A 25,481-nucleotide genomic window follows, 5' to 3' on the forward strand; every position below is an offset into this window, starting at 1 on the left:
ATCAATCACACGCACAGCCACAGCTCTCCGTCGCGGTTCTCCAATTTCAGCCCCTGTAACGACTGGCCTGCGCAAGGCCCCCTGATACAGAGCCCTGTTTGTACTTCAAACAGGGCCCCATGCAGGGAGCACTGGATATGGCAATTTTCACTATCAAGAAACTGGTCGGGCACCCATTCGAGATTGACGCCTGTATGCGGACAACTATTCCGAAAGGCACTCACCGAACCGCCCTGGTGAATAATAAAAACCCCGGTTTCCTGATCATCTATATTGACACGGAAACCGCGACTGCCCGGATCAGGAACCTCCTCCAGCCTGCACAGAAAACGACTCACTTGCCAAGCATCGCCTTTTTAAGGTCACTGGTCACCGGCTTCTTGCCAAGCCAGATACTTTTCAGTGCCCGGTTAAAATCAGCACCCTTGACGACACCTTTCGAAGTGCCATTGATCACGACCTCCGTGCCCTTGCCCGGAATGTAATCGATGGTGACATGATCCCCTTCATGTAAATCGGGAAACATTGCGTTGAACTTGGCAATACGGGGTTTCAGCGATGCCAGCGTGGCAGCATCAAGATTCTTCTTCAGCCCTTCATTCCATGCAGCGACCGTCTTTTTCTTCTCGACTTTCGAGTAAATAAACTGCATGCCGATACGGCTCTCAACATCTGCATCAATCACAGCCTGTGCATTGCTCTGTTTGTTCGCAAGATAGAGCGAACCAACGTATACCTTGACGATAAACTTGGAACGAACACCAGCACCATTCAGTGTAAGTGTCTCCCCGCCAAGTGTAATCTTGTCGCTAACCTCGACACCTGCAACCTCGATCGCCAACGCCGGCATTGCCAGGATCAACATAAGAAATAAACTTGTTATTCTCATTTTTACTACCCCTTTTTATATATATGTGCTTGCACTCTACATAATTTTGCTGTTAAGAGGAATAAACTGTGCTATTTTCCATATGCCAAACAATCTTTTATCTCTAAGTAGGAGGAGTCCTGAAGATGGCCGCAAAAAAGAAAGCCGCAAAAAAGAAGAGTACAGCAAAAAAAGCTGCTCCAGCGAAGAAGCTCACAGCTATTCGCGCAAAGATGACAAAAGCACAGGTTGTTGATTCAATCGCTGCTGAGACTGGCATGACGAAGAAAGAGGTTGCCTCTGTATTCTCAAGCCTTGGTGAACTCATTACCCGTCACATGAAGCGTAACGGTTCAGGTGAATTCCAGATCCCTGATACAGGCGTAAAAATTGCACGCGTGAAAAAGCCCAAGCGTAAGGCACGCATGGGACGCAACCCGGCAACTGGCGAAAGCATCAAGATTGCTGCCAAGCCAGCACATACAGGCATCAAGGTTACCGCCCTCAAAGCACTGAAGGATACGGTTTCAGCCTGATCACTGTCACTTCTTCCGGTTGTTAACCGGTTGCAGTATGTGAAATAGATAAGGGACGCTAATGCGTCCCTTGTTCATTTACCCTTCGAGTAATTCCGATTCGAATCACTCTCTGCGTAATAGCAGCGTCTTGCCTCTCTGTATCAGCGTCAGTCGTCTCAGAAAACTCATACCAAGGAGCACATCGTCACCAAGTGAGGGCATCACTACTGCCGGCACCCGCTCAATAGTTATTCCACCGAGAGAGACTTCGTCGAGCAGTGTGGCATTGCCGTAAACGGTTCCGTTTGCTGTCTGCATTTGGCGCTGCGGGCCCAATTCAAGATCAAGCTTGCGTGCGAGTCTCTTGTCTATTGCAACAAAGGTCGCACCTGTATCCAACAGAAAACGAACCTGTTGATCGTTGATCAAACCGTTCGCAACATAATGGCCAGCACGGTTCTGCTGCAACACGACCTGCAGCTTACCGTCAGCTCCATGTGTTGCCTGGGGTGAGGAGTTGGGATTTTCCTGCTTGTTCAGAAAGATTGATGCCGCCCAGGTCAGTACAAGCAACAGCCCGACCCAGGCTGTAATCGTCATACCGACACCGATTTTACGAGATTCACTCATTAAGGAGCCTCTGATTAAGTCTGTACGAAGAGATTGCCGCCAGAATGCGTCAGTTCAAGGCTCGAATCGCACGTAATAACAGCGCTATTGTTCAGCGCATCCCTGCGCTTCACCCCTTCGGGGCTAGCGCTAAGAACGCTCCAGGCGTTCTTTATGCGAAGATTTGTAACGCAGAAATGGCGCATTCTGGCGGCAAGATCAAAATTCATGACTTGATCAGAGGCTCCTTAACATCCCTGTTCACCGTAGCGTGGCACCAGTCACAGGTGCTGCAGATCAGCGCATCGCCTTGCGGAAATAGCTCCTGTAGTAGGCAATGGCGCTGGCACCGTTTCCAACCACGTCATACACTTTCCAGCCACCCTTTGTCTGGTGCATACGAAAATCGATACGACCAGGGTAACGACCGGGATTATTCACCAGCGCTGAGACCATCACCTGTCCACGCCTGTTGCGACGCGGTGGAAGATAAGCCACATCCTGGTTGTCATACATGGCGAGCTTCTCTGCGAGTGAGGCAAGAAACATCACTTCCATCTTTTTCGCAAGGCGGGCTTTCTGATCATCTTCCATGTAGCGGTATAGCGGACCTGCAGATGCCTGGCTCATGAATTCAAAGTCGAATCCGGGAGCGATCTTCTCTTCAAGATATGTACCGAGTTCAGCAATCGACGGGGCACTGCGTAAAAACTGAATCAGCGTATCCAGTCCCTGCTTCAATTCTACTGCCGGATTTGCTGCAGCTTCACTCTTGGCTGAGGCAGGTACTGCTACCGGCGCTGTACTCTGTTCCGTTTTCGCCGCTTCGCCAGCCGAAGCGGCTGAAACGCTCAGCAGCGTGGCAACAGCAACTACATAGGTTAATTTCACAATCTACTCCTGTGGTTCTGTTTTAATTATCAACAGACATGATACCCAATGGTCGCGATTCAGCACAGCACTTCCGAAAAGCGGTAAAAAGGCGTAGCATTACAGGCTCCAAAAAAATTAAATAGAAACCTGCAAATCAACTGATGCAGATCGGCTCCCATCGCTTTGACAAACCGCTGATACTGGCCCCCATGGCCGGCGTAACGGATCGGCCATTTCGCCAGCTGTGCCGCCGCCTGGGTGCGGATCTGGCTGTCTCCGAAATGGTAACTGCCGATACCAGCCTGTGGGGAAGCAAAAAAACGCTCAGCCGTCTCAACCATGCTGGCGAGCAGGGGCCAAGATGGGTGCAGATCGTCGGCGCCGATCCGGACAAAATGGCACAGGCCGCGCGTATCAATGCTGATCTTGGCGCAGACATCATCGACATCAATATGGGTTGTCCGGCTAAAAAAGTCTGCAAGGTTGCAGCCGGCTCGGCACTGATGCGGGATGAACTGCTGGTTGGAAAAATTCTGGAGGCCGTCGTTGGCGCCAGCGAACAGCCGGTAACACTAAAGATTCGCACGGGCTGGGATCACAGCAGCAAGAATGCAGAACAGATTGCCCGTATCGCCGAAACGGCAGGCATCACGGCACTGAGTATTCATGGTCGTACCCGTGCTGACAAGTTTGCAGGCGAAGCCGAATACTCCACCATCCGCAAGGTCAAGCAATGCGTGGGCATCCCGGTCATCGCTAATGGTGATATCGATTCACCACAAAAGGCTCGCAAGGTACTTGAGGAGACGCAGGCCGATGCACTGATGATCGGGCGCGCCGCACAGGGCAGACCCTGGGTCTTTGGCGAAATGCGCCATTTTCTTGATACAGGGCAAGAACTGCCACCAATGCCGACTGATAAAATAGCAGCCTTCCTGCTCGAACACCTCGAAGAGCTCTACAGCTTTTATGGTGCAGAGCACGGCGTGCGTATCGCACGCAAGCACATCGGCTGGTACAGCAGAAGCCAGCAAGATGCAGGACGTTTTCGTGATGCCGTCTTTAAAACAACATCACCGGCAGACCAGAAAAGAGTGGTCCAAGAATATTTCAATAACATCGGGCAACAGACCCGAGTCCTGAAGGGAGCAGCTCGCGCAGCATGAAAAAAAGCGTTATAAAAGAAACCAACACCCGTTCATTCTTCTCGGTACCCAAGGAGGCTGACGGTGAACCACTCAGCCAGTGCGTCAGGCGCGCTGTTGACGACTACTTTTCGCACCTTAATGGCCATGATGCCGACGGGCTTTACACGCTCGTACTGCGTGAAATTGAAAAGCCCCTGCTCGAATCCGTGATGGAGCAGACACGAGGCAACCAGAGCCGTGCAGCACAGGTTCTTGGTATGAGCCGTAGTACCCTGAGGAAGAAGCTTCATACCTATTCTATCGATTAATCAAAATTCAAGATCCAAGGGACAACACCAATGTCAAACAAGATGACACGTGCACTAATCAGTGTTTCCGATAAAACCGGCATTGTCGAATTTGCCCAGGCGCTGCACCAGCGTGGCATAGAGATTCTCTCGACAGGTGGTACCGCCAAACTGCTGGCTGATAATGGCGTACCGGTCATCGAGGTTGGTGATTACACCGGCTTTCCTGAAATGATGGATGGCCGCGTCAAGACGCTGCACCCGAAAGTCCACGGCGGCATACTTGGTCGCCGCGGCACCGATGAGAAGGTGATGGAGGAGCATGGCATTCCCCCGATCGATCTAATTTGCGTCAATCTTTACCCTTTTGAAGAGACCATCGCCAAACCTGATTGTGACCTGCCGACCGCCATCGAGAACATCGACATCGGTGGCCCGACCATGCTGCGTGCAGCCGCAAAAAATCACACCGCCGTGACTGTTATTGTCGACAGTGTCGATTATCAGCGCGTACTCGAGGAAGTCGATGCCGAAGGAAATACCTCGCATGAAACCCGTTTCGACCTGGCAGTGAAAACATTCGAACACACGGCCCGCTACGATGGCCTCATCGCCAATCATCTCGGTTCAATTGTCGAGAACGGAGAAGCCGGTGGCCTGCCACGCACATTCAACGTGCAGTTCAGCAAGGCGCAGGGCATGCGCTATGGTGAAAATCCGCACCAGAATGCTGCTTTCTATATTTCGCCAAATCAGCAGGACGCCAGCATCTCGACTTCGCGCCAGCTGCAGGGCAAGGAACTCTCATTCAATAATATTGCCGACACGGATGCGGCCCTCGAGTGCGTCAAGCAGTTCCCGCTGGCGACAGACGGCCCCGCCTGCGTCATCGTCAAGCACGCCAACCCTTGCGGTGTTGCCATCGGTACAAGCCAGCTTGAGGCGTATGACCGCGCTTATACGACTGATCCAGAGTCCGCATTCGGCGGTATTATCGCCTTCAACGGCGAGCTTGATGCCGAAACCGCCACAGCCATCGTTGATCGACAGTTTGTCGAGGTCATTATCGCGCCATCTGTTTCCGCGGCAGCCCTTGAAGTGGTTGCAGCAAAAAAGAACGTACGCCTGCTCGAGTGTGGCACATGGGACGAGAGCGCTGCACGACTCGACTACAAACGCGTCAACGGCGGCCTGCTGGTTCAGGATGCCGACCTGCTGCTGCATAACGAACTCAAGGTCGTCACCAAGCGTGAGCCGACCGAGGAAGAGTGGCGCGACCTGCTGTTCAGCTGGAAAGTCGCCAAGTTCGTCAAATCAAATGCCATTGTCTATGGCAGCAAGCTGATGACTATCGGTGTTGGTGCCGGACAGATGAGTCGAGTCAATTCGGCACGTATAGCCGGCATCAAGGCAGCGTACGCCGATCTTGAGGTTATGGGGTCAGTGATGGCATCCGACGCATTTTTCCCCTTCCGTGACGGTATCGACTCGGCTGCGGAAGCGGGCATTGCCGCGGTTATCGAGCCCGGCGGTTCGATGCGTGACGATGAAGTCATTGCCGCAGCTGATGAACATGGCATGGCGATGGTATTCACTGGCATGCGCCATTTCCGCCATTAAGAAAACAGGGCTGCCCTATGCTGCGGGGCAACATCCACTTTTAGTGACGCATTTGTCTGTTGACAGTACAATGCGGTGAAAATCATTTTCAGAATTCAGGAAGTACACAATGAATATTCTCATTATCGGCTCAGGTGGTCGTGAGCACGCTTTGGCGTGGAAGGCCGCACAATCGCCACTGGCAGACACAGTTTTCGTCGCCCCGGGCAATGCAGGCACTGCACTTGAATCCAAAATAGAGAATGTTGATCTTGGCGTCAGCGATACAGAAGAACTGGTTCGCTTCGCCCTCAGTAACAAGGTCGGCCTGACAATCATTGGTCCGGAAGCACCACTTGTCGACGGTATCGTTGACTCGTTCCAGACAGCCGGACTGAAATGCTTCGGTCCCTCGCACTCTGCCGCAAGGCTCGAAGGCTCCAAGGCTTTTGCCAAGGATTTCCTTGCTCGCCACCAGATACCGACAGCTGATTACGAGGTCTTCAGTGACCTGGACAAGGCTCTCGCTTACCTGGGCGAAAAAGGCGCGCCGATCGTCATCAAGGCTGACGGTCTTGCTGCAGGCAAGGGCGTTATCGTTGCCATGACGCTCGAGGAGGCCGAAGAAGCCGTCCGTGACATGCTTGCAGACAACGCCTTCGGCGAAGCGGGCAGCCGAGTCGTTATCGAAGAGTATCTCGATGGTGAAGAGGCAAGTTTCATTGTCATGTCTGACGGCAGTAATATACTGCCGATGGCCACCAGCCAGGATCACAAGCGCGTTGGTGAAGGCGATACAGGCCTGAATACCGGCGGTATGGGCGCTTATTCACCTGCACCCGTGGTCACAGACGAAATTTACAAAGAGATCATGGAAGACGTCATCGCGCCAACCGTCATGGGAATGCTTAAAGATGGCTACCCCTACTCAGGTTTCCTCTATGCAGGCCTGATGATCATGGCAGACGGCACCCCCAAGGTGATCGAATACAACTGCCGCTTCGGTGATCCTGAAACGCAGCCGATCATGATGCGCATGGAATCCGATCTTGTTGCACACTGCCTCGCCGCTACAGAAGGCGAACTCGACAAGGAGACCACCAAGTGGCATCCGCAGGCAGCTCTTGGCGTTGTTATTGCCGCACAGAATTATCCGGGCAATGTACAGGGCGGCGATATCATTTCAGGCCTTCCTCAAGAGGAAGAGTCCGGACGCAAGGTTTTCCATGCCGGCACCAAGCTTGATGAAGATGGCAACGTGGTGACTGCTGGTGGCAGGGTGCTGTGTGCAACTGCACTCGGAGAGAATGTCACCGAGGCGCAAGAGCGTGCCTACAAGCTTGCCGAGACCATCAGCTGGGAAGGCAGCTTTTATCGCAAGGATATCGGCTACAGGGCTGTTGAGCGCGAAAAGCAGTCCTGACCCATAGGTTCTCGTCATGCCGGCCTTGAGCCGGCATCCATGGCGATGTGCACTGGTTTGGATAAACCCCGGGCTTGACCCGGGGTTTTTATACAGAGCGAAAAGAACTCACGATCTTCGATCGCTCAAACAGCTTTCGCTTATTCCTTTGATGCCCTGTGTCTCGCACGGGCGCCACTGACGGAGAGTTCTCTGATATGCATGGGCCAGCTATTAGGTTTTTAGCCTGAACCCCTTCAGCTTCGCCAGTTTCGGTGCAATCACAACTTGGCAATAAGGCTGTTGTTGATGATTGTCGTAGTAATCCTGGTGGTACCCTTCAGCATCGTAGAACTCCTCCAGCTGAACTGCTTCGGTGACAATTGGCCGCTTCCATACGCCTGATGCCTCAAGTGCACCGATCTTTTTCGCCGCAATGCGTTGCTGATCTTCATCCGCATACAGAATGACCGACCGATACCGGGTGCCAATATCCGCACCCTGCCGGTTGAGACTTGTCGGATCATGAATGGCGAAGAAAACCTCCAACAGGGTTGCATAGTCGATGACATCGCTGTCAAATTCGACCTGTACCACTTCCGCATGTCCGGTGGTTTCATCGCATACCTGCTCATAAGAGGGGTTTGGCGTGTGTCCGCCTGCGTAACCCGACTTGACTGAAATGACTCCGTCAATCCGCGTAAAGACCGCCTCCAGGCACCAGAAGCAGCCGCCACCCAAGGTCGCTATTTGTTTCGACATCCGTTCACCAGGGCTATCGTTAAGATGAATTGTCAGTATAGAATGACCGAATATTGAATAACCACCCTGTCAGTTCAGAGGATTATGCTGCACATCAACCTGCAGGTTGTTACTGATGCGCCAAACCTGCCCAACAGCAATACATTGCAGAAATGGGCTGAAGCCGCCATGCAAGGCGACGAGGAACTCTCCCTGGTTGTACGCATCGTCAATGAGGAGGAGAGCGAGGCACTTAACAGCAGCTACCGAAACAAGCACAAACCCACGAATGTGCTCTCATTTCCGTTCGAGGCGCCTGCGGGCATCGAGGAGCCGCATCTTGGCGACCTGGTCATATGCGCCCCGGTACTCGAAAAGGAAGCAAGAGAACAAAAAAAGCCTCTCGAGACGCACTGGGCGCATATAATTGTCCACGGGGTCTTGCATCTGCAGGGCCTTGACCATCAAAATGATGCTGAAGCTGAAGAAATGGAATCACTGGAGCGACAGATTCTTGCCCACCTGGGCTATCCTGACCCCTATGCAACAACAGAACCCTCATGAAAAACGAAGAACCACCAAGTAGCAGCGGTTCGCTGCGCAGCTGGTTGAAAAACCTGTTTCAGCCACGCGGAAGTGAACCGCAAAATCGTGATCAACTTGTTGCCCTGATCCGCGAGGCCAACCGCAGCGCCATACTCGACGCGGACGGTCAGGCCATGATCGAGGGTGTATTGTCGGTCTCTGACCTGCGCGTACGTGACATCATGCTGCCCAGGGCAGATGTGGTCATGGTCGGGCGCGATGATCGCCTTGAGGATGTACTCCCGGTAGTCATCGAATCGGCTCACTCGCGTTTCCCCGTGATTGGTGATGACAGGGGTGAGGTGGTCGGCATTATCCTTGCCAAGGACCTGTTGCAGTACTGTGGTGATAACGGCGATAAGTTCCGCATGCGTGATGTTCTGCGCAGCGCGGTATTCGTACCCGAAAGCAAGCGTCTCAACGTACTGCTCAAGGAGTTCCGTACCAGTCGCAACCACATGGCGGTTGTGATTGATGAATATGGCGCTGCCGCTGGCATGGTGACAATCGAGGATGTACTTGAGCAGATTGTTGGTGAAATCGAGGATGAGCATGATTTTGATGAGGGCGCCATGATAATGCAGCGCTCCGAGTATGAGTACACCACCAAGGCGCATCTCGATATCGAAGACTTTAATCACTATTTCGATGCCTCTCTCAGTGATGACGAGTTCGACACCATTGGCGGCCTCGTGACACACACATTAGGACACCTGCCAAAACGTGGTGAGTCTGTCACCATTGATCGTTTCGAGTTTCGCGTGATTCGCGCAGACAGCCGCCGTATCCGGCTACTGTCGATCCACCTGCCGGATAACACTCCAGAGAGCTAATCCGGGCTAATGAAGCACGACAAGATTGTTGCCCTGCTGGCAGGAGCTGCTACCAGCTTCTCATTTGCACCCTATGAGCTCTGGTGGCTTGCCATTCTTGCGCCTGCATTCTGGCTAGCGATCACGCTCGACAAGACTCCCGAACAGGCCTTCAGAAGAGGCTGGCTGTTTGGTGTCGGCCTGATGACTCCCGGTCTCTACTGGGTGCATCACAGCATGAGCGCCTACGCAGACACCCCCTACGCAATTGCTGTCGCCGTTGCATTGCTCCTTGCCCTGACGATGGCACTCTACTATGGCCTTGCAGGGCATCTGTCCGCACGCTGGACGCTGAGCCATTCGTCACGGGCGCGCCTGCTCATGATGGTTGCCCTGTTTGGCCTGGGAGAATGGTTGCGCAGCTGGCTTTTCAGTGGCTTTCCCTGGTTACTGCTTGGCTATAGCCAAATCGATACCCCGCTCGGAGCCTATGCACCTGTTGGCGGTGTGTGGCTCGTGTCACTGCTCACAATGGTTTGTGCGGCACTGCTGGTCAGCATGACACGCCCCGGCGTCACGCCACGCTCCATCAGCATTCTCCTCCTGCTTGCCATCGGTGCTGGCGGATACCAGCTGTCAGGGGTGCAATGGACACACAAGAAAGGGGATCCGATACGCGTCAGCATGATCCAGGGCAATATCCCGCAGGATGAGAAATGGCTGCCTGAAAATCGTTTACCGACGCTTGCGTTCTATTCCGACACAACGCTTGAACTGCTCGACTCTGAACTGGTCATCTGGCCGGAAAGCGCGATTCCGGATTTTCTTTTCAGTGTTGAAAGAGAGCTCATCGAACCACTCAATGCCAAGCTGGTGGAGTCATCAACAACGCTTGTCACAGGCGTGCTGACCTACCCCGCCGAGGCAACCTATTACAACACCATTTTAGCCACCGGGCGCGAACGGCACTTTTACCATAAACGTCACCTGGTGCCATTTGGCGAGTATTTCCCGCTTGGCTGGTTATGGAAAGGCTGGATAAGTGGTCTTGCAACCATGGGTGAGGACTTCAGTGAAGGTCAGGCACAACGCCCGTTGATGCAAGTCGGGAGCCACCTTGCTGGTGTCTCCATCTGCTACGAGATTATTTTTCCTGAAGAGGTGCGTGAGTCACTGCCAGATGCCGATTTTCTCATCAACCTGAGTAATGACGGCTGGTTTGGCACCACCAGCGGGCCTCTGCAGCACTACCAGATGGCGCGCATGCGCTCACTGGAAAACGGGCGCATGACGCTGCGCTCGACCAATACCGGCGTTACAGCTGTGATCGGTCTTGACGGACAAACCATCAAACAGTTGCCCCAATTTACACGCGGTGTATTAACGGCCGAGGTGCAGCCTTACCAGGGTATGACACCCTACTCGAGGTTTGGCATCTACCCTGCAGCTGCACTCGTCCTGTTATTGTTGCTGGCAGCCCGCTTGTCAGGCCGCGGCAATTAATCAGCCGACGAAGTGACCACTTCTGAGTCTCTCGGCTTCCATTGACTCCACTTCGCGTGCACCCGAAATAACAATATTCGGATCAGGCACAAAATCGAGTTCCCTGTTGCCTCGCTGGTAGGGCACGGCGTTCAGGATCACACGCATTGCATTGAGGCGCGCAGCAAACTTGTCATTCGAGCGAATCACGGTCCATGGCGCATGGTTGGTATGCGTCTTTTTCAGCATCTCGTACTTCTGGTTTGTGAAGTCATCCCAGCGCTCCTGCGCCTGCAGATCGACCTCGCTCAATTTCCACTGACGCAGAGGATCTGTCTTGCGACGTTCGAAACGGCGCGCCTGTTCATCCTTGGTGACACTGAAGTAGAGTTTGACGAGAATTGTGCCCTGCCTCACCAGGTCCTTCTCAAAACCGGTGACACCACGCATGAAGTTTGCGTACTCCTCGGGCGTACAGAAACCGAAGATAGGCTCAACCACGGCGCGGTTATACCAGCTGCGGTCAAACAGTACGACTTCGCCACCACGTGGGAACTGGGCAACGTAGCGCTGAAAAAACCACTGGCTGCGCTGGTTCTCGGTTGGCTTGCCGAGGGCAACAACACGATTGTGTTTCTCGTTCATGTAGCGGGTCACACGACGAATCGTGCCGCCCTTGCCGGAGGCGTCACGCCCCTCGAACAGAATGATCATGCGGCGCCCGGTTTCCTCGAGATATTTCTGCATCAGAATCAGCTCGGCCTGGTAGGGCTTGAGTGACTGCTCCTCGCGCCTGCGCTTAAGCGCTTTCTTCGCCGCTTTCTTCAGATTTTGCTCTGCGTTCTTTGCCTCTTCATAGGCAGCAAGCAGCTCTTCCGGTGTCATCTGCTGACCATTTACTTCAATCATTTTGTCTATCGATCCTGAATTTAGGTTAACAAGATGAATTATCTCACATGACAATTGTGCATTGCGTGATATTAATCAACGATTTGGATAGATTTGATGTGCGGGTGGAGCTGCTAAAAAACCCACGCCAGCATGAGCCAGATAAAAATGAAAAAGGTGAAAAAACCACCAATCATGTACTGCACTTCACCGATCAATCCGTCACCCGCAGCGACTGCGAGAACGATCATTACCACGAGGGTGACAAAAAAGGCGATGACAGCGGCATCCTTGAGCCCAAGCCCGGTATTCAAGTCAGCGACAGCGACGATCTCACCAAGTGCAGGCAGCATCATAATTGCAGCGCCAACAAGCATCAGTACCAAGACGATCAATGCGATGGCGGTCTTGCGAGAATCGTTTTGGTCTCTGTTGTCTGTATCACCAAGCACGATCAATTCCCCGTATCAGGTTAAATCACGAATTTTGTGCGGATCAGGCATGCCCTTGGCAACAAATTCCGGTGTATCACCAGCAGTATAGACTTCGATTGTGCCTGAGCCCATGATGCGATCCAGAAATGTCTGCTTGACCTTGACCGTTCTGACGCTGCTGATATTGATCTCCGCGTTACTCTTGCTCAGCAAGCCCTCTTCATAGTGAATTTCGGTATCCGTTACCACCAGCTTGGAAGCCTTGTTTTTCACATACCATGTCAGCAGGATGATTACTCCGGCACCCACAAGTCCGAGTGACAGGACAGCCTTGTAGATTGGCACCTCGACAATAATGCCAAGTGCAATCCCCAAAGGAAACAGCAACAGGGTAATGATAAATCCGATCGGATTGGTCTTGAACATGGTTGGGTGTTCTGAGTAGAGCACGTTCATTTTTGCTATTCCCTTTTTACAGATGATGAAATCAGTTTAGCACAACTTTTTTACGACTTGTGCTACTCCCCAGCCTCTACAGTGTCTGACAACAGCGCATCAAAAATCGCCGCTCGCCATGAGGATTCTGCATGCAGACTATCACCACTCATCAGCTTGATCAGCTGGCTGCGCGAGGCGATCATGCCCGGCGCAATGCTGTCGCGCGTGGCAATCGATTGCAGCTGCGACTCCAGTTCTGCGAGACGTCTCTTCTGTTCACCACTGAGGCGCGGTCTCGGCGCCTCATGAATCCAGCTGGAGTCGGGTAACTGCCGCACTTCCGCGGCAATTTGCAGCAGTTTTTTTGCATAACGCTCAAGCTGTCGCTGTGCACTCTTGTCGATCGCCAGCAGCTCCTTGACGCTCTGTGGTTGCTGCTGGGCATACTCAAGCAGAAAGCCATCTCCCAGAACCCACTTACGCGGTAAATCCTTTTTAATCGCCATCTCTTCACGCCATGCCGTGAGTTGCTGCAACAAGGTCAACTGTTGTGCATTGAGGCGATTACGCCCCTTGATCTTCAACCATGCATCCTGCGGATGAACCCGATGCAGCGACTCACTCTCGAGTAACTCCATCTCCTCGCGCATCCACGCGTGTCTCTGCAGACGTGTCAATTCAGCATCAAGATGCTGATAGAGCTTCCACAGCCAGGTTACATCAGCGTAGGCATAGTCGAGCTGCTTCTCACTCAATGGACGTCCGCACCAGTTGCTGCGCGTTGCGTCTTTTGGCAAGACGGTACCGAAAACCGCCTCGACCAGGCGTGCATAGCCGCTCTGTTCTCCTGCACCGACAAGGTCTGCCGCCACCTGGGAGTCAAACAGCGGTTGCGGAACCTCTCCCCACACGTGCAGCAAGAGTTCAAGATCCTGGCGTGCCGAGTGGAACACCTTGAGGCGGCTTCTGTCACACACAAAATCCTTCAAAGGCGCAAGCGCATTGATCGTCAGTACATCGACAGCCACAGCTTCATCCTGCCAGCACATCTGTAACAGGCAGAGTTTCGGGTAGTAAGTGCGCTCACGAAAAAACTCGGTATCGACAGTGATAATATCGGCATCCTGCCAGCGCTTTAGCAACGCTTCGAGCTGCGTATCCGTTTCAATCAGTTGATGGGGCATTGGTTAGCTTCGAATTCAAATGTATGATGCCATGATACACATTTAGAATAACCAACATGCACATACATATTCTGGGAATCTGTGGCACCTTCATGGGTGGCATCGCCCTGCTGGCGCAGCAGGCGGGGCACCGCGTGACAGGTTCCGACGCCCATGTCTATCCACCCATGAGCGACCAGCTGGAAGATGCCGGCATCTCGCTTATGAGCGGTTACGAGGCGGAACACCTGAAACCAGCTCCCGACATGGTCGTGGTCGGCAATGCCATGACGCGAGGCAACCCGGCGATTGAGTACATGCTTGATGCAGGACTGCGCTACACATCTGGCCCCCAGTGGCTCGCCGAACAGATTCTCAGTGACCGCTGGGTCATCGCTGCTGCAGGCACCCATGGCAAAACCACTACCAGCGGCATGATTGCCTGGATCCTGGAAGATGCAGGCCTCAACCCCGGCTTTTTGATTGGCGGCGTACCGAAAAATTTCGGCCTCTCGGCACACCTGGGTGATGCACCTTTCTTCGTTGTCGAGGCGGATGAGTACGATACGGCCTTCTTCGACAAGCGTTCCAAGTTCGTGCATTACCGCCCACGTACCACTGTACTCAACAACCTTGAATTCGATCATGCAGACATCTTTGATGACCTGCCGATGATTCAGCGCCAGTTTCACCACCTTGTACGTACTGTGCCCGGCAATGGCCTGCTGATCGCACCGGCGGATGACCAGCCACTGAAAGAAGTGTTGGAGATGGGATGCTGGACACCGCTCGAAACACTCGGCCCTGATGGCAACTGGCAGGCCGAATTGCTCGAAGCCGACGGCAGTCGCTTCCACGTCAGTATCGACGGAACCGAAGTGGGAATCGTTGATTGGGATCTCACCGGCGATCATAATGTTCGCAATGCGCTCGCATCTATTGCCGCCGCCCGTCATGCAGGTGTTCCGGCATCAGTCGCAGTCGAGGCGCTTGGCAAGTTTGAGAACGTCAAACGCCGTATGGAGTTGCGTGGCGAGGTTGATGGCATTCGCCTCTATGATGACTTCGCTCATCACCCGACAGCAATTGAGACCACGCTGACGGGATTACGCAAACAGGTCGGAGATTCACGCATCATCGCAGTGCTCGAACCACGTTCGAATACCATGCGCATGGGTATTCATGCAGAATCATTACCGGCCTCACTGCAGCAGGCTGACCGCGCCCTGGTCTACTCGCCTGCATCTCTTGAATGGGATGCAGAGAGTGTTTTCAGACCACTCGGTGAAAAGGCTGAAGTCTGCTCAGAAAGTGAAAAGATTGTCGACCTGCTGAAACAGGAAGCGAAAGCAGGAGACACAATCCTGGTCATGAGTAACGGTGGTTTCGAAAATATCCACCAGCGCATTCTCGATGCACTGAATGAACGAGGAGGTTAACCATGGAGACTATTGATGACGGCCCCATAGCTCTTGCCTGGACAGGCGCATCGGGTGCCGCCTATGGCCTGCGTCTGCTGGAAGAACTGCTCGCTGCGGATCGCGAAGTCTACCTGCTCTACTCACAAGCGGCGCAGATCGTCATGCAGATGGAAGCAGGGCTGGAACTGCCATCACGTGCAGCTGATGCTCAACAGGTGCTGTGTGACCATTTCAATACCAGCGATGACCAACTCTCGGTATTTGGTCGCCAGCAGTGGATGGCGCCCGTTGCCAGCGGATCCAATCCACCGGCCGCCATGGTGATCTGTCCCTGCACCACTGGCAGGCTTGGCAGCATTGCCAATGGCATCAGTAATGATCTGATCGACCGCAGTGCTGATGTCATGCTCAAAGAGCGTCGCTCCCTGATACTGGTCGTCAGGGAGACACCCTTCTCGGAAATTCATATAGAAAATATGCTGAAGCTATCACGTGCTGGAGCAACCATCATGCCTGCCAATCCAGGCTTCTATAGCAATCCGAAAACCGTCAACGAGGTGGTGGATTTCATGGTGTCACGCATCCTTGACCACCTTGGCATTGAGAACTGGCTCAGCCAGCGTTGGGGGGACTGATGTCGCGAATCGGTGATGTATTCAATTTCCTCTACGGCCCGCCGCTAAGATTCCTGGCGTGGATTGCTGAAACCTACACCAGCAACCGTAATCGCGTCAAAAGCATCAAGGAGAACCCGCGTATCGCCGGGTTAATCCGTAATGCCGCGATTATCATCCTGCTGTTATGGGCCCTGATATGGGTTTTTGCACCTGACGAGTACCGTGACCGCCTGACCGAGGAGTTCAAGGCTCAGTTCGGGAAATACAGCGCAGACTCTCAAGATTCGCCTTCACAGACTCCAGCACAGCAGGAGTCTCAACCGGCTGCGACTCAATCATTACAAACAGACCAAGAACGTCGTTGATCTTCTCCTGCATCATATGCCCTGCATAGACCGGGCAATCGCCAAGCACCGTGTCGGTCTTCCACAGGCGTACAATCAAGCGCCGATCATCAACCTGCCTGATCATCTGCACCCCTGGTAACTGGCCCTTGTAGACTTTTGGTGGTGGAGGCAACTCGGTCCCCGGTGCATCCGTCAGGAGATAGCGCAGAAAATCTGTTGCGCCTGTTGCTTCAGTAGGCCGCCAGCCCATGGATTCGAGGGCTGAAGCAGCCGTGTGCGGATCAGCCGCAACCCGCAGCGTGAATTGCTCGATAGATGTTAACGTCCGTCTCGCCATCGGCAATGGCACACCTGCATGCCAATCATCCATCGTCAGACTGTCAACAGTGGCCAGCGGCCGGTAATCGGCAACACGCTGTTCGTGGCTACTATTCACATACCAGAAGAGTGTCAGGACCAGGACAAGTATGACACCGGAAATAACAGCCTTCTCCTGTAGCGGCGGATGGGGGTGGTGTCGCCATGCAAGGCCAAGCACAGAAATCCACAACAGTCCCAGAACCCATCCGGCGATGACATCTGAAAACCAGTGCACACCAAGATAGAGCCGCGAAAAACCAATCAAAAGAACCAGTACGATGGTCACCGCATAAACCAGCCAGCGCCGTTCCTGGGGCAGACGCGTGGCCAACAGCACCGCAAGAAAACCGTAAATCACAGTGGCGTGGACTGCATGCCCCGATGGAAACGACCAGTTCGTTAAAGCGGCATTGGGTGGTCGCGCAACCTGCAAACCCGCTTTCAACAGCCATGGCGCTGCAAACGCGAACACAACAGCGGCCAGCCAGTGCCATGCAGTGGGTCTGTGCTGTATAAACAGCAGGATAAACACGGTCGCAGACAACCAGCCCAGCAGCCAGCCATCTCCCAGGGTTGTGATCAGCACCATGATGCTGTCACCCGTCGGGTAACGCAGGGCACTGGTCGCGTTATGAATATACTGATCGAGGACACCAAAACCGGTATCGCCAAATACCAGGGTCATCAGTAGTGCCAGTGCAAAAACAGAAATGAAAATAAAGGCAGCCATGATCGACAGACCTTTCGATTCAGGGTGTTGCGGGTCGGCCAATGCTGCCGCAATACGCCTTGGCAGGCTGTCACCCTCTGAAAACGCCAGTAGTAATTGCAACCAGCAGTTTGCCAGCGGTTGTATCCAGATAAACAGACGGTGCAGCAACCAGAGGGAAAGCCACAGGATGGCGACCAGTGAAAGCATCAGTACAACAAGATGGAAGGCAACCTGTGAGGCCAACTCAAGCGATGCACCTATGGCGATACCCGGAAGCAGGTAAGCAAATGCCCAGCCTATAGCAGAGAGGATATTGGCCACAAGGTAGCGCCCTACCTGCATCTGCAGCATTCCCGCCACTAGCGGAATTACCGCTCTTACCGGCCCAAAAAAACGACCAATTGCGACACTCTTCCCGCCCCAGCGCTTAAAGTAGACAACGCCCTGATCAAGTAACTCCGTGTGCTTGCTGAAGGGCCACATATTGCACAGGTCTTCGCGGTAACGGGCACCAAGATAGAAACTCAGTGCATCACCGAGCACTGCACCGGCAAAAGCGGCAAAATAGATAGGCCAGAAATCAACCACACCGGCACCGACCAGCGCACCGGCTGCAAACATCATGACAACACCCGGCACGATCATGCCGATGATCGCCAGCGACTCGCTGAAGGCGACAAGAAAAACAAGCACACCGGCCCAGGTCGGATTAGCGCTGACCCAGGTAATCAGGGCATTAAACCACTCCATCATGAGCGCGGCCCGCTATTCATTTTGCAGTCAGGCAAGCGCCTGGAAAACTTCCTCGGCTGTCTTCACTGTCTGCCTGATATCGTCTGCAGTGTGGGCAGAAGAGACAAAGCCAGCCTCGAATGCAGATGGTGCAAGGTAAACGCCGCGATCCAGCATCGCGTGGAAGAATGCCCTGAACCTGTCCTGGTCACAGGCTGTCGACTGGGAAAAGTTGCTAACAGTCTCAGCCTCGGTAAAGAAGAGCCCGAACATGCCGCCAACCTGGTTGGTGGTTAATGGCACACCGGCAGAGTCTGCGAGCATTTGTATACCCTCGACCAGCCCGGTAGTTGCAGCAGTGAGATTGTCGAAAAAACCGTCAGCCGAAATCAGCCCCAGTGTTTTGAGACCAGCAGCCATGGCAACCGGATTGCCTGACAGGGTACCTGCCTGGTATACAGGACCAAGTGGTGCAATCTTTTCCATGATGTCGCGTCGACCACCAAAGGCGCCAACGGGCATACCGCCGCCAATCACCTTGCCGAGTGTGGTGAGGTCAGGCTTGATGTCGTAGAGTCCCTGCACACCGCCGAGAGCAACACGGAAACCTGTCATTACCTCGTCAAAAATCAGTACTGCACCTGAGTTGTCACACACCTCGCGCAGGGTTTCGAGAAAACCGGGCAGCGGAGGAATACAGTTCATGTTGCCTGCTACCGGCTCGACGATAATACAGGCGATCTGGTCACCGATTTGTGCGAAGGTGTCGCGCACCTGGTCGGCATCATTGTAATCCAGCGTCAATGTATGCTCTGCAAGTGAAGCAGGCACGCCCGGAGACGAAGGCTCACCCAAGGTTAGTGCGCCTGAACCTGCTTTTACCAGCAGTGAATCAGAATGGCCGTGATAACAGCCCTCGAACTTGACGATTTTGTCACGACCGGTAAAACCGCGTGCAAGACGAATCGCACTCATGGTCGCCTCGGTGCCTGATGAGACCATGCGTACCATATCCATCGACGGTACCAGTTCACACACCCGTTCAGCCATCTGCGTTTCAATCTCGGTCGGTGCACCGAATGAGAGTCCGTTGGAAACCGTATCAACCACAGCCTTGATCACGTCCGGATGTGCATGACCGAGAATCATCGGGCCCCATGAGCCGACATAATCGATATACCGATTGCCATCAGCATCGAACACATAGGCACCTTCTGCCTTCTCAAAAAATACCGGGTTGCCGCCAACGCCTTTGAATGCGCGCACGGGCGAATTAACGCCGCCTGGAATATGTTGCTGTGCGCCGGCAAAAAGCTTGCTCGACTGCTGGTGGGAATAACTCATTTAAACGACTCCGAAAATAATGCGCTGAAAGACTCACTGGCACGACGAACATCGTCCTGCCCGAATACACCGTGGATAACGGCGAGCAGATCAGCACCTGCTTCAATTAATGTAGCGCCATTCTGCGCAGTTATGCCGCCGATGGCAACCACCGGCACCTCTAAATGCTGTTTCGCGCTGCGCAACAACTCGATCTCTGCCTTCGCTGCCTGCGGCTTGGTCTGCGAGGGAAAAAAACGCCCAAAGGCGACATACGAGGCCCCACGTGCTTCCATTTCCAGTGCGCATTCAAGATTGTTGTAGCAGGATATGCCGATTATCGCCTCGTCACCCAGCAGCTCACGCGCCTCTTCATAGGGTATATCATCACGCCCGAGATGGACGCCATCGGCACCGCTCTCCCGTGCCAGCTCGACGTCGTCATTGACCAGCAACAGCGCCTCTGCCGAATGACACAGCGGGCGCAACAGCTCAAGTTCAGTGAGAGCATTATCACGGTCTGCCCGCTTGTTGCGATACTGCACTACTGTGGCACCGCCCAGTAGCGCCGCTTCCACATCGTAGAAGAGATCCTGCGACAAACCCGGATCCGTAATTACGTAGAGCCCACGTCTGATTTCCATCACTGTGCCTCCCCTGCCCGCCCCGGAATCAACTGTCCGCTACCAATGCGATAGCCCCGCTGCAGGGCATCATAGGCAAAAGCCTGTGCCAGGCCGAGCGCCATTTTCAATGGCATTCCACGTGCAATAAATGCAGCAATAGCTGATGCCAGCGTACAGCCGGAGCCATGGTATTCACCCGGCAATCGCTGCCATTGCCACGACTCACTCTCAGCATCATTAGAGTGCCAGCTATGCACGATTTCATCACCATCCTCGTGCGAACCCGTCAGCAGAAGATTATTGACTCCTGTTGCGAGTAAATTATCAGCTGCCCGCAACAGGTCATCAGAACCACCAAGACGGCGTGCCTCAATCGTATTTGGTGTAAGCAAAAAACAGCGCGGCAAGAGCGCCGATACAATTGCCTCTTGCAAAGCCTTGCTGCCAGCCTCACCACCACCACCTGCGGCAAGTACAGGATCAAACACCACCGGCACACCTTCTAGTTGATCAAGCATGGTCATTACCGCAGCCAGCGCATCAAATGAGCCGAGCATACCGATCTTGACTACATCGATAGTGATATCTGCATGAATGGCATCAAACTGGCGCAGCATGATGGATGGATCAACAGGTTCAAGCGCCGACATGGAAGATGTGTCCTGCACTGTCAGTGCAGTAATCAGCGTCAATGGGTGAGAACCGAGTGCCGAGATCGTCTCAATATCCGCAGAGATACCTGCACCACCGCCAGCATCATGACCACCTATCGCAAGCACAGTTGCTCGTCGCGCTGCTGTGATCTCTTCACTCTGTTGACTCATATCCTGCATGCCGGGCTTTTCCTTTGTCTTAATTAGACATCATGGAAGCCCATGAGGAAATTTTCAAGGCGCGGGAGGCCATTTAGGCTCAGGAGGACCTTACTGAAGTGTCGAAGGCCCAGCCTACCCCGGAATATTCTTTCTGGCACGTCCGGGCTTTATCCTCAATATGAAAAACAAATTATATGCAGTAGAGTTAAGGTATTGCTTCAAAACGTAATGGGGGCCAGTGGAAAAATACTCAAGGCTCCATTAAAGCATGATGAAAATAGTTTTTACTCTGACCCCAAATATCACACTTCCCCTGTTAGAAATGTAATATTTAATGCTGGTAAAACCAGCCGCATTAATGTCGCTGATTTCATGTCTGACTTAGCCGTAAAATCAGAGCTATGGAATGAATGGAAAGGAAAAATGCCAGTCATCTACGATCGTGTATAACAAGGCACCCGCATAGCGGGCGGGACGTAATAACAAAAAGTTGACTTATGGAAATACTAAGATACAAGCGTAAACATGTTACTTCTTCATCAATTGTGGCATTTGTGTTGTTACTTGTTTTAATGACTCAGGCTCATGGCGATGTGGACAAGTGCATCAAGCTCTATAATGAAGCCAGCTATCAGCAGGCATTTGAACCCTGTAACAGTGCAGCTGAAAACGGCCATGCTCAGGCACAAACCATACTGGGCGAGTTTTACGATGACCAAGGGGAAGTGGAAAAGGCTCGCTTCTGGTGGGAACAGGCGTCCAGCTCTGGCTACTTACCGGCGCGTAATCTGCTTGCGCAGAAACATTATTATGGCGGCTCTGTATTAGGAAAAGAAAAAGGCTGGCAGCAAAGTTACAGCAAAGCCATGTCGATATGGAAGGAAGATGCTTTTATGGGTGTTGCAACGGCACAGTTCATGGTGGGTGAAATGTACCTGACAGGAAAAGGCATGGAGCCAAACCTGGCAGAAGGCTGGGCCTGGATGAAACTGGCTAGTAATAATGGTTATAAGCTTGCCGATGACCTTCTATATAAATTTAAGCATCAAATTACGGCGGCTCAACATGAGGCAGCAGTTTTAAAATTGAAGGAATATGAAAAAATCATAAAAGGCAGGAATTCAGAATAATTGGATAATTAGGGTCAGTGCAATAATGCCCGCACCACTCAAGACGCCAATATAGTAAGGTGAAAATAGTTTTTACTCTGACCCCAAACGTTCCAAACATTTCCAAATATCTTGGGTTGCAATAGAGGTTCTTCGAATGAGTGGTTGTTGTGACAATGAATGTTCTATAGATGCTCTTCGTGCAAAGCAACGAGGAACTCTTCTGATTGTTCTTGGTATCAACGCAGTCATGTTTCTGGTTATTGTGAGTGCAGCATTGTATAGCCGTTCAACAGCACTGCTTGCCGATAGTTTTGACAACATGGGAGATGCCCTGACATACGGACTTAGCCTGTATGTCGTTTCGCGAAGCAATAGCGCTAAAGCCAAGGTAGCCTTATTTAAAGGCTTACTTATTTTCTTGGCAGCAATCATTGTGTTGTCTCAAGTCATTTACAGGTTATACATTCCAAGCACCCCTGTTTTTGAAGTCATGGGTGCATTTAGTATTATCAGTCTTGCTGCAAATTCCGTTTGTTTCTATTTACTTTGGAAGCACCGCGACGAAGATGTCAATATGAGTTCAGTGTGGGAATGCTCACGCAATGACATCGCATCCAATCTTTCGGTGCTGATTGCAGCTGGAGCAGTTTGGCTAACCGGCACAGGGTGGCCCGATATCGTAGTCGCGTTAGGTCTTGCTTTTCTTTTATTGCGTTCGGCGTATCGTGTAATTTCTTCGGCATGGGAAGAACTTCATGTTGCAACCTAACAATGCGCTCGTTCAGATGCGTTATTGGGATCAGAGAAAAACACCTGCGACTTAATGCACCATTGTAGTATGGTGGAAACAGTTTTCACTCTCACACCGCATGTTCCGTTTGATGGCAAACAGATGCCATAGGGATTGTTAGATATGGTCGATATCATTCATCGAGTAGGGATTGCAGCTTCGGCTGACGAAGTTTACAGCGCCCTGACAACCAATGAAGGACTGGCCAAGTGGTGGACAACTGATACCACTGGTGCAGGGAATGTTGGTTCAATTATCAAGTTCAGGTTTGATGGTGGCGGGCCGGATTTCGAAGTTGCAGAGCTTCAACCAGATTCAGTAGTACGCTGGAAACACTCAGGTGAAATGCCTGGTCCATGGATGGGTACAGAAGTATCATTCCATTTGTCTCGTGGTGATAATCAAACGTACGTACTCTTCTCACATTCCAATTGGAAAGAGCCATCAGATTTTATGGGGCACTGCAGTACCAAATGGGCTGTATTCTTGCTAAGCCTTAAAGAGGCGTTAGAGAAGGGAGAAGGCAAACCCTTTCCTAATGACATTCATATTGATCACGATGAATAAACTGTCATATCCCTACTTCTTCAACTACAACCCTTTGAGGGAGACGGACTTACTGCCGATACGGGCCACCTGTTCTCTTTGACCTTATGCGTATTTGATTATGGAGTACCGACTCAATGACAAATGTAGAAACAATTACTGAATTTCTGGGCTGGTGTACCGTTTTGAACCTTGGGATTCTCACATTCTCAACCGTCATGCTTATAACAAATGTAGGCGACTGGCCGAAAGGAATTCACAGCAAGCTATTTGGAGTCCAGAAAGAAGGTCTGGATGCGATGTACTTTAATTTCCTGGCCAACTACAAATTGGCAATATTTATTTTTAACTTGGTTCCTTATTTAGCACTAAAGATAATGGAATGATTCTCAATGAATATCCGCATCGTTACCTACATTCTCGTTTTAGTATTCGCCCTTTCGGGTGGTGCAAAGCTCGCGGCTTTGCCTTTTGAGGTTGAAGCGTTCGCGCGTTGGGGATACACGCCCAGTTTCATGTATCTCACGGGCATACTTGAAGTTGCAGGCGCAGCTGGCTTGCTCATTCCGCGGTTGTCCGCACTTGCGTCTGCCTGTCTTGCTATCCTGATGATCGGAGCTATCGGCACTCACGCCATTCACAGCGAATGGCCAATGTTCGCAGTCGCCGTTGCTATTTTCTGTTTTGCCACGTGGCGTGGCTGGTTTGGGCGTTGCGATATCGCCCAGCTCTTTTCCGGATCTCGTGCGTAACGCGTCATTGAGAAACGTCATCCATATATTTTAGCCAGAGCAACTGCGGTATAATTGCATCTGACCCAGAAGTGGTTACTCGACACAACAGGTAAGTTCCTCTCCCCCGCACACTGATTTGCAGAGGATGCAGAGAAATTTGTGCTAACCGGTTTTTTCATACACTCAACATCAAGATTCTATTATGTCCACCTTTCCATCTGAACAAAGCTGTTACTTTTGCAGAGTCTCTAACGGCGAAACTGATCCCTTTATTTTTGAGAACAGATCATTCCTCAGTGTCTTTGATACCAACCCGGTTAACCCGGGTCATGCATTGATCATCCCAAGAAGGCATGTCGACTCAATCTTTCATCTGAATGAAATGGAAGAGGCGGATTATTTTGATGCGATCAAGGGAGTCAAAAGCGTTATCGAAACAACTGACATGACAGATCTCTATGAAAACATGCTTCACCGGGATTACCTGAAAGACCTCCCCAAGGGCCACATAGAAACAGTGTTACAACTGCCTTTTCTGGGAGACAAGCCTAATGCATACACTGTCGGCAATAACGATGGCAGAGAAGCAGGAAGAAGCATAGACCATTTACATGTCATTCTTTTGCCGCGTTATAAAGGAGATGTGGAAAACCCAAGAGGTGGTATACGTAACGTGATTCCGTGCAGGGCTAATTACCAAAGAAGGTAAATGTAGAAACTGCTTCAGGAAATAATCAGAGCGCCATTGCCAGCATGGCATCAATATCGCTGATGATAATTTCACCGCGATTAGTAACGAGCAGACCCTGCTTTTGCCAACGAGACAAATGACGGGAAACAATTTCTCTGGCTGTTCCAAGCTCTATGGCCAGTTCAGATTGTTTGATTTTTACAACCTGATCATTACCCATTTTTTCAATCAGCAATCCGGCCAGGCGATTCTCCACCGGAACAAATGCATGATTGGCAAATCGTTCTATAACCTGCTTAAAGCGGGAACCAATATTATTGAAGATCCAGTGCTGAAATTCACTGGAGCTATCCATCCACTGTTGAAACTGTTCCTTTTCCGTCCAGCAAAGCCATCCATCAGTCTCCGCAGACGTGATGTAGCTAAAGTTCTCATCATTGATCAGATTAATCAGTGAGTGAATACATAACTGACCCGGTTCAATCCGGTAAAGCAACAGACTCCGTCCCTGATCATTTTGTAGTTGCACCCGAATCGCCCCTTGGCCTAACAAGACAAAACGATTACAAGGCTGACCCGGCTTGAATAAAGTATCACCCGCCTTGAAAGCCTGCTTTTTCCAATTGTGGTCATCTAACCCGGGAAACTTGGCAGCAGCAGGAAAGACGTCAGATAGAATGTGTTGTTCGGCCTGTTTTAGTTCCATTCGGTTTTATCGCTACACTGCAAAGTGCGGCGATCAGGATAATGACTGGATTGTTCATTATCCTATCAAATCATTGATAAGTACTTGATCAATGTCAGAATA

General features: G+C 51.9%; 31 protein-coding genes. 17 read left to right on the forward strand and 14 right to left on the reverse strand.

The window, feature by feature from the left end:
- Window positions 1-5 precede the first annotated feature (5 nt).
- The gene (locus BOW06_RS08645) at window positions 6-338 is read right to left on the reverse strand and encodes a Rieske (2Fe-2S) protein (RefSeq protein WP_043116110.1); all 333 of its coding nucleotides are present in this window, start codon (window positions 336-338) and stop codon (window positions 6-8) included.
- Window positions 335-889 carry a chalcone isomerase family protein gene (locus BOW06_RS08650; protein WP_043116111.1) on the reverse strand — a complete coding sequence of 185 codons (555 nt, stop codon included), beginning with the start codon at window positions 887-889 and terminating at the stop codon, window positions 335-337. Before BOW06_RS08650 ends, BOW06_RS08645 begins: the two co-directional genes overlap by 4 nt.
- A 125-nt stretch (window positions 890-1,014) precedes the next feature.
- Here BOW06_RS08650 and BOW06_RS08655 point away from each other — a divergent pair, with 125 nt between their 5' ends.
- Window positions 1,015-1,404, forward strand: a complete 390-nt coding sequence (locus tag BOW06_RS08655) for an HU family DNA-binding protein (protein ID WP_043116113.1) — start codon at window positions 1,015-1,017, stop codon at window positions 1,402-1,404.
- A 105-nt stretch (window positions 1,405-1,509) separates the two neighbouring features.
- On the opposite strand, the gene BOW06_RS08660 is transcribed toward BOW06_RS08655, so the two are convergent.
- Window positions 1,510-2,016, reverse strand: a complete 507-nt coding sequence (locus BOW06_RS08660; protein ID WP_043116115.1) for a retropepsin-like aspartic protease family protein — start codon at window positions 2,014-2,016, stop codon at window positions 1,510-1,512.
- A 276-nt stretch (window positions 2,017-2,292) separates the two neighbouring features.
- Complete coding sequence (locus tag BOW06_RS08670; RefSeq protein WP_052132032.1) at window positions 2,293-2,886, reverse strand: MlaC/ttg2D family ABC transporter substrate-binding protein; 594 nt, start codon at window positions 2,884-2,886, stop codon at window positions 2,293-2,295.
- Between the two features lie 143 nt (window positions 2,887-3,029).
- Between BOW06_RS08670 and dusB the strand changes: the two genes are divergently transcribed.
- The 4 genes from dusB to purD all read left to right on the forward strand — a co-directional run bounded on the left by dusB (window position 3,030) and on the right by purD (window position 7,325).
- The gene (gene dusB / locus BOW06_RS08675) at window positions 3,030-4,034 is read left to right on the forward strand and encodes a tRNA dihydrouridine synthase DusB (protein WP_078452647.1); all 1,005 of its coding nucleotides are present in this window, start codon (window positions 3,030-3,032) and stop codon (window positions 4,032-4,034) included.
- Entirely contained in the window at window positions 4,031-4,324 is a 294-nt protein-coding gene (gene fis / locus BOW06_RS08680; RefSeq protein ID WP_043116120.1) for a DNA-binding transcriptional regulator Fis, read from the forward strand. Before dusB ends, fis begins: the two co-directional genes overlap by 4 nt.
- 30 nt (window positions 4,325-4,354) lie before the next feature.
- Complete coding sequence (gene purH / locus BOW06_RS08685) at window positions 4,355-5,923, forward strand: bifunctional phosphoribosylaminoimidazolecarboxamide formyltransferase/IMP cyclohydrolase (protein ID WP_043116121.1); 1,569 nt, start codon at window positions 4,355-4,357, stop codon at window positions 5,921-5,923.
- Between the two features lie 109 nt (window positions 5,924-6,032).
- Complete coding sequence (gene purD / locus BOW06_RS08690; RefSeq protein ID WP_043116123.1) at window positions 6,033-7,325, forward strand: phosphoribosylamine--glycine ligase; 1,293 nt, start codon at window positions 6,033-6,035, stop codon at window positions 7,323-7,325.
- A gap of 213 nt (window positions 7,326-7,538) precedes the next feature.
- Here purD and msrA read toward each other — a convergent pair whose 3' ends face one another.
- A complete protein-coding gene (msrA, locus tag BOW06_RS08695) occupies window positions 7,539-8,066 on the reverse strand; it encodes a peptide-methionine (S)-S-oxide reductase MsrA (protein WP_043116124.1) in 528 nt (175 codons plus the stop codon).
- A gap of 84 nt (window positions 8,067-8,150) precedes the next feature.
- Here msrA and ybeY point away from each other — a divergent pair, with 84 nt between their 5' ends.
- Genes ybeY through lnt form a run of 3 tightly spaced genes read left to right on the forward strand, consistent with a single transcriptional unit; the run spans window position 8,151 to window position 10,945 of the window.
- Window positions 8,151-8,609, forward strand: coding sequence for an rRNA maturation RNase YbeY (gene ybeY, locus BOW06_RS08700; protein ID WP_179115113.1), 459 nt, complete (start codon window positions 8,151-8,153; stop codon window positions 8,607-8,609).
- A complete protein-coding gene (locus BOW06_RS08705) occupies window positions 8,606-9,463 on the forward strand; it encodes a CorC family transporter (RefSeq protein WP_043116128.1) in 858 nt (285 codons plus the stop codon). The genes ybeY and BOW06_RS08705 overlap by 4 nt, the downstream gene beginning before the upstream one ends.
- A 9-nt stretch (window positions 9,464-9,472) precedes the next feature.
- Complete coding sequence (lnt, locus tag BOW06_RS08710; protein ID WP_043116129.1) at window positions 9,473-10,945, forward strand: apolipoprotein N-acyltransferase; 1,473 nt, start codon at window positions 9,473-9,475, stop codon at window positions 10,943-10,945.
- Here the strand turns inward: lnt and ppk2 are convergent, their stop codons facing one another.
- The 4 genes from ppk2 to rnd all read right to left on the reverse strand — a co-directional run bounded on the left by ppk2 (window position 10,946) and on the right by rnd (window position 13,868).
- Window positions 10,946-11,833, reverse strand: a complete 888-nt coding sequence (ppk2, locus tag BOW06_RS08715; protein ID WP_043116130.1) for a polyphosphate kinase 2 — start codon at window positions 11,831-11,833, stop codon at window positions 10,946-10,948.
- Window positions 11,834-11,946: 113 nt separating this feature from the next.
- Window positions 11,947-12,264 carry a hypothetical protein gene (locus tag BOW06_RS08720; RefSeq protein ID WP_043116714.1) on the reverse strand — a complete coding sequence of 106 codons (318 nt, stop codon included), beginning with the start codon at window positions 12,262-12,264 and terminating at the stop codon, window positions 11,947-11,949.
- Window positions 12,265-12,279: 15 nt separating this feature from the next.
- Window positions 12,280-12,702: a PH domain-containing protein gene (locus BOW06_RS08725; RefSeq protein WP_043116132.1), complete on the reverse strand. Its 423-nt coding sequence runs from the start codon at window positions 12,700-12,702 to the stop codon at window positions 12,280-12,282.
- A 62-nt stretch (window positions 12,703-12,764) separates the two neighbouring features.
- Window positions 12,765-13,868, reverse strand: a complete 1,104-nt coding sequence (gene rnd / locus BOW06_RS08730) for a ribonuclease D (protein WP_052132034.1) — start codon at window positions 13,866-13,868, stop codon at window positions 12,765-12,767.
- Window positions 13,869-13,924: 56 nt separating this feature from the next.
- Between rnd and mpl the strand changes: the two genes are divergently transcribed.
- Together mpl and BOW06_RS08740 are read left to right on the forward strand one after the other, a co-directional pair.
- Window positions 13,925-15,286: a UDP-N-acetylmuramate:L-alanyl-gamma-D-glutamyl-meso-diaminopimelate ligase gene (mpl, locus tag BOW06_RS08735; protein WP_043116133.1), complete on the forward strand. Its 1,362-nt coding sequence runs from the start codon at window positions 13,925-13,927 to the stop codon at window positions 15,284-15,286.
- A gap of 2 nt (window positions 15,287-15,288) precedes the next feature.
- Window positions 15,289-15,903 (forward strand): flavin prenyltransferase UbiX, encoded by a 615-nt coding sequence (locus BOW06_RS08740; RefSeq protein ID WP_043116134.1) that lies wholly within the window; start codon window positions 15,289-15,291, stop codon window positions 15,901-15,903.
- Between the two features lie 225 nt (window positions 15,904-16,128).
- Here BOW06_RS08740 and BOW06_RS08745 read toward each other — a convergent pair whose 3' ends face one another.
- From BOW06_RS08745 to thiD, 4 genes are read right to left on the reverse strand one after another with little or no spacing between them, the layout of a single operon-like run.
- Entirely contained in the window at window positions 16,129-18,057 is a 1,929-nt protein-coding gene (locus BOW06_RS08745) for a bifunctional DedA family/phosphatase PAP2 family protein (RefSeq protein WP_052132035.1), read from the reverse strand.
- A gap of 27 nt (window positions 18,058-18,084) precedes the next feature.
- On the reverse strand, window positions 18,085-19,380 hold the full coding sequence (gene hemL, locus BOW06_RS08750; RefSeq protein WP_078459455.1) for a glutamate-1-semialdehyde 2,1-aminomutase: 1,296 nt from the start codon (window positions 19,378-19,380) through the stop codon (window positions 18,085-18,087).
- Window positions 19,377-20,003: a thiamine phosphate synthase gene (gene thiE, locus BOW06_RS08755; RefSeq protein WP_043116139.1), complete on the reverse strand. Its 627-nt coding sequence runs from the start codon at window positions 20,001-20,003 to the stop codon at window positions 19,377-19,379. Before thiE ends, hemL begins: the two co-directional genes overlap by 4 nt.
- A complete protein-coding gene (thiD, locus tag BOW06_RS08760) occupies window positions 20,003-20,818 on the reverse strand; it encodes a bifunctional hydroxymethylpyrimidine kinase/phosphomethylpyrimidine kinase (protein WP_078452652.1) in 816 nt (271 codons plus the stop codon). The genes thiE and thiD overlap by 1 nt, the downstream gene beginning before the upstream one ends.
- Before the next feature lie 195 nt (window positions 20,819-21,013).
- On the opposite strand from thiD, the gene BOW06_RS12960 reads away from it, so the two are divergent.
- The 7 genes from BOW06_RS12960 to BOW06_RS08790 all read left to right on the forward strand — a co-directional run bounded on the left by BOW06_RS12960 (window position 21,014) and on the right by BOW06_RS08790 (window position 24,691).
- The gene (locus tag BOW06_RS12960) at window positions 21,014-21,250 is read left to right on the forward strand and encodes a hypothetical protein (protein ID WP_143555800.1); all 237 of its coding nucleotides are present in this window, start codon (window positions 21,014-21,016) and stop codon (window positions 21,248-21,250) included.
- A 47-nt stretch (window positions 21,251-21,297) separates the two neighbouring features.
- Window positions 21,298-21,930, forward strand: a complete 633-nt coding sequence (locus BOW06_RS08765) for a tetratricopeptide repeat protein (protein WP_078454651.1) — start codon at window positions 21,298-21,300, stop codon at window positions 21,928-21,930.
- 136 nt (window positions 21,931-22,066) lie between these two features.
- Entirely contained in the window at window positions 22,067-22,681 is a 615-nt protein-coding gene (locus BOW06_RS08770) for a cation efflux transmembrane domain-containing protein (protein WP_043116141.1), read from the forward strand.
- A 144-nt stretch (window positions 22,682-22,825) separates the two neighbouring features.
- Window positions 22,826-23,269, forward strand: a complete 444-nt coding sequence (locus BOW06_RS08775) for an SRPBCC family protein (RefSeq protein WP_043116143.1) — start codon at window positions 22,826-22,828, stop codon at window positions 23,267-23,269.
- Between the two features lie 116 nt (window positions 23,270-23,385).
- On the forward strand, window positions 23,386-23,634 hold the full coding sequence (locus BOW06_RS08780) for a DUF6868 family protein (protein ID WP_043116144.1): 249 nt from the start codon (window positions 23,386-23,388) through the stop codon (window positions 23,632-23,634).
- A gap of 6 nt (window positions 23,635-23,640) precedes the next feature.
- The gene (locus BOW06_RS08785) at window positions 23,641-24,000 is read left to right on the forward strand and encodes a DoxX family protein (protein ID WP_043116146.1); all 360 of its coding nucleotides are present in this window, start codon (window positions 23,641-23,643) and stop codon (window positions 23,998-24,000) included.
- A gap of 184 nt (window positions 24,001-24,184) precedes the next feature.
- Window positions 24,185-24,691, forward strand: a complete 507-nt coding sequence (locus BOW06_RS08790) for an HIT family protein (protein WP_043116147.1) — start codon at window positions 24,185-24,187, stop codon at window positions 24,689-24,691.
- Between the two features lie 25 nt (window positions 24,692-24,716).
- Here BOW06_RS08790 and BOW06_RS08795 read toward each other — a convergent pair whose 3' ends face one another.
- On the reverse strand, window positions 24,717-25,379 hold the full coding sequence (locus BOW06_RS08795) for a Crp/Fnr family transcriptional regulator (protein WP_043116148.1): 663 nt from the start codon (window positions 25,377-25,379) through the stop codon (window positions 24,717-24,719).
- Window positions 25,380-25,481 lie beyond the last annotated feature (102 nt).

This window comes from Solemya velum gill symbiont (assembly GCF_002020255.1).
Taxonomy (GTDB): Bacteria; Pseudomonadota; Gammaproteobacteria; order Chromatiales; family Chromatiaceae.

What these genes read in the sequence shown, in the direction of transcription:
- BOW06_RS08650 (WP_043116111.1), bottom strand. Translation starts at nt 889, where the DNA reads ATGAGAATAACAAGTTTATTTCTTATGTTGATCCTGGCAATGCCGGCG.
- BOW06_RS08655 (WP_043116113.1), top strand. Translation starts at nt 1,015, where the DNA reads ATGGCCGCAAAAAAGAAAGCCGCAAAAAAGAAGAGTACAGCAAAAAAA.
- BOW06_RS08660 (WP_043116115.1), bottom strand. Translation starts at nt 2,016, where the DNA reads ATGAGTGAATCTCGTAAAATCGGTGTCGGTATGACGATTACAGCCTGG.
- dusB (WP_078452647.1), top strand. Translation starts at nt 3,030, where the DNA reads ATGCAGATCGGCTCCCATCGCTTTGACAAACCGCTGATACTGGCCCCC.
- fis (WP_043116120.1), top strand. Translation starts at nt 4,031, where the DNA reads ATGAAAAAAAGCGTTATAAAAGAAACCAACACCCGTTCATTCTTCTCG.
- purH (WP_043116121.1), top strand. Translation starts at nt 4,355, where the DNA reads ATGTCAAACAAGATGACACGTGCACTAATCAGTGTTTCCGATAAAACC.
- purD (WP_043116123.1), top strand. Translation starts at nt 6,033, where the DNA reads ATGAATATTCTCATTATCGGCTCAGGTGGTCGTGAGCACGCTTTGGCG.
- msrA (WP_043116124.1), bottom strand. Translation starts at nt 8,066, where the DNA reads ATGTCGAAACAAATAGCGACCTTGGGTGGCGGCTGCTTCTGGTGCCTG.
- ybeY (WP_179115113.1), top strand. Translation starts at nt 8,151, where the DNA reads ATGCTGCACATCAACCTGCAGGTTGTTACTGATGCGCCAAACCTGCCC.
- BOW06_RS08705 (WP_043116128.1), top strand. Translation starts at nt 8,606, where the DNA reads ATGAAAAACGAAGAACCACCAAGTAGCAGCGGTTCGCTGCGCAGCTGG.
- lnt (WP_043116129.1), top strand. Translation starts at nt 9,473, where the DNA reads ATGAAGCACGACAAGATTGTTGCCCTGCTGGCAGGAGCTGCTACCAGC.
- ppk2 (WP_043116130.1), bottom strand. Translation starts at nt 11,833, where the DNA reads ATGATTGAAGTAAATGGTCAGCAGATGACACCGGAAGAGCTGCTTGCT.
- BOW06_RS08725 (WP_043116132.1), bottom strand. Translation starts at nt 12,702, where the DNA reads ATGAACGTGCTCTACTCAGAACACCCAACCATGTTCAAGACCAATCCG.
- rnd (WP_052132034.1), bottom strand. Translation starts at nt 13,868, where the DNA reads ATGCCCCATCAACTGATTGAAACGGATACGCAGCTCGAAGCGTTGCTA.
- mpl (WP_043116133.1), top strand. Translation starts at nt 13,925, where the DNA reads ATGCACATACATATTCTGGGAATCTGTGGCACCTTCATGGGTGGCATC.
- BOW06_RS08740 (WP_043116134.1), top strand. Translation starts at nt 15,289, where the DNA reads ATGGAGACTATTGATGACGGCCCCATAGCTCTTGCCTGGACAGGCGCA.
- BOW06_RS08745 (WP_052132035.1), bottom strand. Translation starts at nt 18,057, where the DNA reads ATGATGGAGTGGTTTAATGCCCTGATTACCTGGGTCAGCGCTAATCCG.
- hemL (WP_078459455.1), bottom strand. Translation starts at nt 19,380, where the DNA reads ATGAGTTATTCCCACCAGCAGTCGAGCAAGCTTTTTGCCGGCGCACAG.
- thiE (WP_043116139.1), bottom strand. Translation starts at nt 20,003, where the DNA reads ATGGAAATCAGACGTGGGCTCTACGTAATTACGGATCCGGGTTTGTCG.
- thiD (WP_078452652.1), bottom strand. Translation starts at nt 20,818, where the DNA reads ATGCAGGATATGAGTCAACAGAGTGAAGAGATCACAGCAGCGCGACGA.
- BOW06_RS08765 (WP_078454651.1), top strand. Translation starts at nt 21,298, where the DNA reads ATGGAAATACTAAGATACAAGCGTAAACATGTTACTTCTTCATCAATT.
- BOW06_RS08770 (WP_043116141.1), top strand. Translation starts at nt 22,067, where the DNA reads ATGAGTGGTTGTTGTGACAATGAATGTTCTATAGATGCTCTTCGTGCA.
- BOW06_RS08775 (WP_043116143.1), top strand. Translation starts at nt 22,826, where the DNA reads ATGGTCGATATCATTCATCGAGTAGGGATTGCAGCTTCGGCTGACGAA.
- BOW06_RS08780 (WP_043116144.1), top strand. Translation starts at nt 23,386, where the DNA reads ATGACAAATGTAGAAACAATTACTGAATTTCTGGGCTGGTGTACCGTT.
- BOW06_RS08785 (WP_043116146.1), top strand. Translation starts at nt 23,641, where the DNA reads ATGAATATCCGCATCGTTACCTACATTCTCGTTTTAGTATTCGCCCTT.
- BOW06_RS08790 (WP_043116147.1), top strand. Translation starts at nt 24,185, where the DNA reads ATGTCCACCTTTCCATCTGAACAAAGCTGTTACTTTTGCAGAGTCTCT.
- BOW06_RS08795 (WP_043116148.1), bottom strand. Translation starts at nt 25,379, where the DNA reads ATGGAACTAAAACAGGCCGAACAACACATTCTATCTGACGTCTTTCCT.